Source organism: Citrobacter sp. (assembly GCF_050252275.1).
Taxonomy (GTDB): Bacteria; Pseudomonadota; Gammaproteobacteria; order Enterobacterales; family Enterobacteriaceae; genus Citrobacter_A; species Citrobacter_A amalonaticus.
Map to the genome: position 1 here is coordinate 1 of NZ_JBFWLF010000340.1, position 4,433 is coordinate 4,433.

General features: G+C 52.9%; 4 protein-coding genes and 1 pseudogene. 2 read left to right on the forward strand and 3 right to left on the reverse strand.

The window, feature by feature from the left end; genetic code table 11:
• Together AB7E14_RS20980 and AB7E14_RS20985 are read right to left on the reverse strand one after the other, a co-directional pair.
• Positions 1-1,304, reverse strand: a 1,304-nt coding sequence (locus AB7E14_RS20980) for a TonB-dependent siderophore receptor (RefSeq protein ID WP_428169898.1), incomplete at its 3' end; no start/stop codon positions are given.
• Between the two features lie 122 nt (positions 1,305-1,426).
• A complete protein-coding gene (locus tag AB7E14_RS20985) occupies positions 1,427-1,681 on the reverse strand; it encodes a GlsB/YeaQ/YmgE family stress response membrane protein (protein ID WP_043000449.1) in 255 nt (84 codons plus the stop codon).
• Between the two features lie 202 nt (positions 1,682-1,883).
• Between AB7E14_RS20985 and ycgR the strand changes: the two are divergent.
• A pseudogene (gene ycgR, locus AB7E14_RS20990) lies at positions 1,884-2,617 on the forward strand (flagellar brake protein YcgR).
• On the opposite strand, the gene emtA reads toward ycgR, so the two are convergent.
• Positions 2,618-3,229 carry a membrane-bound lytic murein transglycosylase EmtA gene (gene emtA / locus AB7E14_RS20995; protein ID WP_042318553.1) on the reverse strand — a complete coding sequence of 204 codons (612 nt, stop codon included), beginning with the start codon at positions 3,227-3,229 and terminating at the stop codon, positions 2,618-2,620.
• A gap of 138 nt (positions 3,230-3,367) precedes the next feature.
• Here emtA and ldcA point away from each other — a divergent pair, with 138 nt between their 5' ends.
• Positions 3,368-4,282 (forward strand): muramoyltetrapeptide carboxypeptidase, encoded by a 915-nt coding sequence (ldcA, locus tag AB7E14_RS21000; protein ID WP_043000447.1) that lies wholly within the window; start codon positions 3,368-3,370, stop codon positions 4,280-4,282.
• Positions 4,283-4,433: the final 151 nt, after the last annotated feature.

Below are 4,433 nucleotides of genomic sequence, written 5' to 3' on the forward strand. Positions count from 1 at the left end.
AACAGATTTAAGCCGCCAAACGCCACCTGATCCTGCAAGTAGTAGCCATTTTGCTGATAAGAAAGGCGGTTTTTCTGTGCGGTGTACAACCCCAGATCGGCAGTATGCACCTGATGGAAATCCGGGTCGCGCATGTCGATTCCCGGCGTGGCGCTGGCGTAACGGTAGAAGTAATGGCTGTCGAGTTTCTGATAATCAAAACCGGCCAGAATATGGTGCTGCCACTCGCCCAGCGTGACCGTTTTCGTTACCTGGTTGTCAATGTTGAAACTTTTCAGATCTTCATCGGTGGTATAGGCAAAGCGGTTCAGCATCCAGACCGGGTTTGTGCCATTGCCGGTTGAATAGACGCTGCGCTGGTGCGTATCAACATCAAAATAGCGCGCCCGCTGACTGAATCCCCAACCGCTGTCAAATTCATGTTCGAAATGATAACCCACCATCCACTGACGCTGCTTAAAGCCACTCCACTCATCACCGGCGTAATCACGGCGATCGGCATACCCCGAGCGCAAATAGGCAATGGGTAACGGGTTTGACGGCGACAACGACGGTGTATTTTGCACCAGCGCATCCAGCGTCAGGCGCGTTTTGCTGTCTGGTTGCCAGGTGACGGAGGGCGCCAACAGATAGTCTTCATAACGGGTGGTGCGCGGTTGATCGTCGCCCTCCGTCGCCTTGCCCAGCAGACGGTAATTCCAGTCGCTGTCGCTGATTTTGCCGGTGGAATCCAGATAGCCTTCTTTCAGATTTCGTGTACCGGTATTAAAGCCGATCTCCGTTTTTTGTTCAGCCTGCGGTTTTTTGCCCTGAATATTCACCAGTCCTCCTGGCGAACCGCTGCCATACAGCACAGAGGCGGGCCCTTTCAGAATATCGACGCTTTCCACCAGCAGCGGGTCGATACGTGCTTTGGTGTTGCCAGTGACGTTGTACGGCAACTGCAGGCCGTTGTAGTACTCCTGATCGACAGAGAAACCGCGAATCTTGTACTCGCTCAGGTAGGAGGTATTGCCGCGCATTTCTGTCGACACCCCCGGCGCATAGCGCAGGATCTCGTTGACGGAATTCGCATGACGTAACGCGATCTCGTGATTATCGATGGTATTAATCACCTGCGGCGTTTTACTTTCCGGGACAGCAGATTTGGTGGCGCTGTTAGTCCAGGCAGGCAGCAGGCTCTCCTGACCTGTCGCTGAAACGACAATAGTCGATTCGTTGGTGTCCGCCGCATATGACAATGTGGTCAGAGCCAGTGAGATACAGCCAGAAAGCGCGCAAAGTCGAAAACAAGAAGTTGACATAGTGAGAATAATTATCAGTTTAAATTGGAATGCCAATTATTCTCATTTCAATGGGTAAATCAAGAGAGGAATTGAAGGGGAATACCATTAAAAACACGGCTCCCGCAGGAGCCGTATTGTTATTAATCGCGGCGTACGAGCCGGTATACCACCAGCACCACAATGGCGCCCACCACAGCGACCAGGAAACTGTGAAGGTTAAAACCACTGATCGTGCCGCCAATACCAAACATGGTCGCCAGCCATCCGCCCACTACAGCACCGACGATGCCGAGTATACAGGTCAGGATGAATCCGCCGCCGTCACGTCCCGGCATGATCAATTTGGCGATAACACCGGCAATCAAACCAAATACAATCCAGGCAATAATTCCCATGTTCAGACCCTCTTTTCAGGGAAACCACACGCAACCGTTTCTTGCGCTTGTCCGTTAAGTATAGGCAACCCCTTGATCCCCGTTGTTTCCGCGAGGCTGAATTATTTGTCTTTGGTAAAAAAATCACGCGTTTGTATTAAGTTCTCCTGCGTCTTGCCGATAACCGTTCGATAGACTGTCAGGCAGCCAGGAGGCATTCCGCGTGAGTCATTACAATGAGCAGTTCCTGAAGCAAAATCCGTTGGCGGTGTTGGGGGTTCTTCGCGACTTAAACAGCAACCAGGTGCCTTTGCGCGTCTCCTGGTCCGGCGGACAATTCATCAGCAAGATCCTTGACGTCTCGGCCGAAAGACTGGTGATGGATTTTGGCAGTCAGCAAAAAGAAAATCTCGCCGTGCAAAAAGCGCGCAATATTACCTTTACCGCCGAAACCCAGGGCGCGAAGGTCGAGTTTACTCTTGAGCAGTTGCACAGCGGTGAGTATCAGCAGCTTCCCGCCTTTATCACCCCGCTCCCTCCGGCGCTGTGGTTTGTGCAACGACGGAATACTTCCGCATCTGCGCGCCGCTCCATCCTCCCTACGGTTGTACGGCACAGATGCCGGATAACAGCACCCTACGTTTTCGTCTGTACGATCTTTCCCTCGGCGGAATGGGTGCTCTGCTGGAAGGCCCGAAACCGTCAGGTCTCACCGAAGGGATGCGTTTTTCGCAGGTGGCATTGGATATGGGGGAATGGGGAATGTTTCACTTTGACGCACAGCTGATTTCCGTCACCGAACGCAAAGTGATTGACGGCAAAAACGAGACCATTTCCACTCCCCGCCTGAGCTTTCGTTTTCTCAACGTCGGCCCGGCGGTGGAGCGGGAACTTCAGCGGATTATCTTTTCCCTTGAGCGCGAAGCGCGCGAAAAATCAAATAAAGTGCGCGACTAATTACATCGCATCCAGCGCGCGCTGCAATTTATAGATGTAGCGCGGCGCCTGAGGCGCAGGATGATTATCCGCGACGTGTTCAACGAACTCATCAGCGCTGAGATCGTTGATTTTGTTAATTGCCTTTTTCCGGTCGGAAGAGAACGTGCGTAGCAGTGCGCCTGCGCCGTTAGCGTAGGAGACGACCAGCGCGTACTGCATCACCTGCGGATCCTCAATGCCGGCGAGCGGGCCGGTCTCCAGAATACTCAGGTAGGCAGCGCCCATTGAGATATTCCGTTCCGGGTTTTTCAGTTCACTGGTCGTAGGCTCGCCGCTCCAGCCCATCCGACGATAGACATCGCGTCCTGAAGTTGACGCTTTTAATTGCATCAACCCTATCGCATTCGATTTGCTGACCGCATTGGGATTCCCGCCTGACTCAATGGCGATAATCGCCGTAATCAATTGTGGGCTAACGCCCCACGCCGCACCGGCTTTTTCGCTGATCGGCATCCATTGCATGGCACGTTTTACCGGCACTTCCGCGTTCCACGGGGGATTTTTATAATCTTGTTTTGAACTACAGCCTGCAAGCAGCACAATTAAAAAAGCAAACCATCTCAATTTCACGTCTTCTGTCCTTATCGCCGGAACGCTTTGTTACTAAAACCACCGTTATAAACCGGATAAGCAAAGCACCCTCCGGCAAAACGTTCTACTATAAGCGGCATGATATACATTTGGTTTCTGTTGTAGCAAGGAATTGCCATGTCCCGGTTTCACTTAATTGCCCCCTCGGGCTACTGCATCAATCAGCACGCGGCTTTACTTGGTATCCAGCGCCTTAAAGAGGCCGGGCATCAGGTCGATAATACGGCGGTGGTCAGTCGTCGCCATCAACGCTTTGCGGGTACGGATTCGGAGCGTCTGGCGGACGTGAACGACCTTGTGCATCTCACCGCGCCGGACACCATCGTCATGCCGGTGCGCGGTGGCTATGGAGCGAGCCGTCTACTGCAACACATCGACTGGCAGGCCCTTGCCGCCCGACAACAGCGGGATCCGCTGCTTATTTGCGGACACAGTGATTTTACGGCGATCCAGTGCGGTCTGCTGGCGCTGGGCAATGTCATCACTTTCAGTGGTCCAATGCTGGCGGCGAACGTTGGCGCGCCGGAGCTGAATACCTTTACGCAAACCCATTTCTGGCAGGCATTGCGTCACGCGCAGTACACGGTGGAATGGCAAGGCGATGGTCCGGCCTGTCACACGCAAGGAACGCTGTGGGGCGGTAATCTGGCGATGCTGATTTCGCTCATCGGTACCCCGTGGATGCCCAAAATAGAAAACGGCATTCTGGTACTGGAAGACATTAACGAGCACCCTTTTCGCGTTGAGCGCATGTTATTGCAGTTGGTTGACGCCGGTATATTGAACCGGCAGAGCGCCATTGTGCTGGGCAGTTTCAGCGGTAGCACCCCGAATGAGTATGATGCCGGTTACGATCTTAACACCGTGTATGCGTTTTTACGTGAACGCCTCTCTATTCCCCTGATAACTGGACTCGATTTTGGTCATGAGCCGCGAACCGTTACGCTGGCGTTGGGCGCGCATGCCGTATTGCAAAACAGTCAAAACGGTACGCAACTGACGATCTCGGGTCATCCCTTTCTGAAATCATAAAAAAAACGGCTGCAGGACTAAGTAACGCCCGGATGTAGCCGTTAATATGATAATGTCAATGCACCAAAAAATTCCTGATTGAGGAGTAATCGAACGTTGGACGCCGCGGCAATAATCAGTCTTTTCATTTTGGGGTCCGTCCTCGTTACCA

Coding starts and splice junctions, on each gene's coding strand:
- AB7E14_RS20985 (WP_043000449.1), bottom strand. CDS start 1,681: ATGGGAATTATTGCCTGGATTGTATTTGGTTTGATTGCCGGTGTTATC.
- ldcA (WP_043000447.1), top strand. CDS start 3,368: ATGTCCCGGTTTCACTTAATTGCCCCCTCGGGCTACTGCATCAATCAG.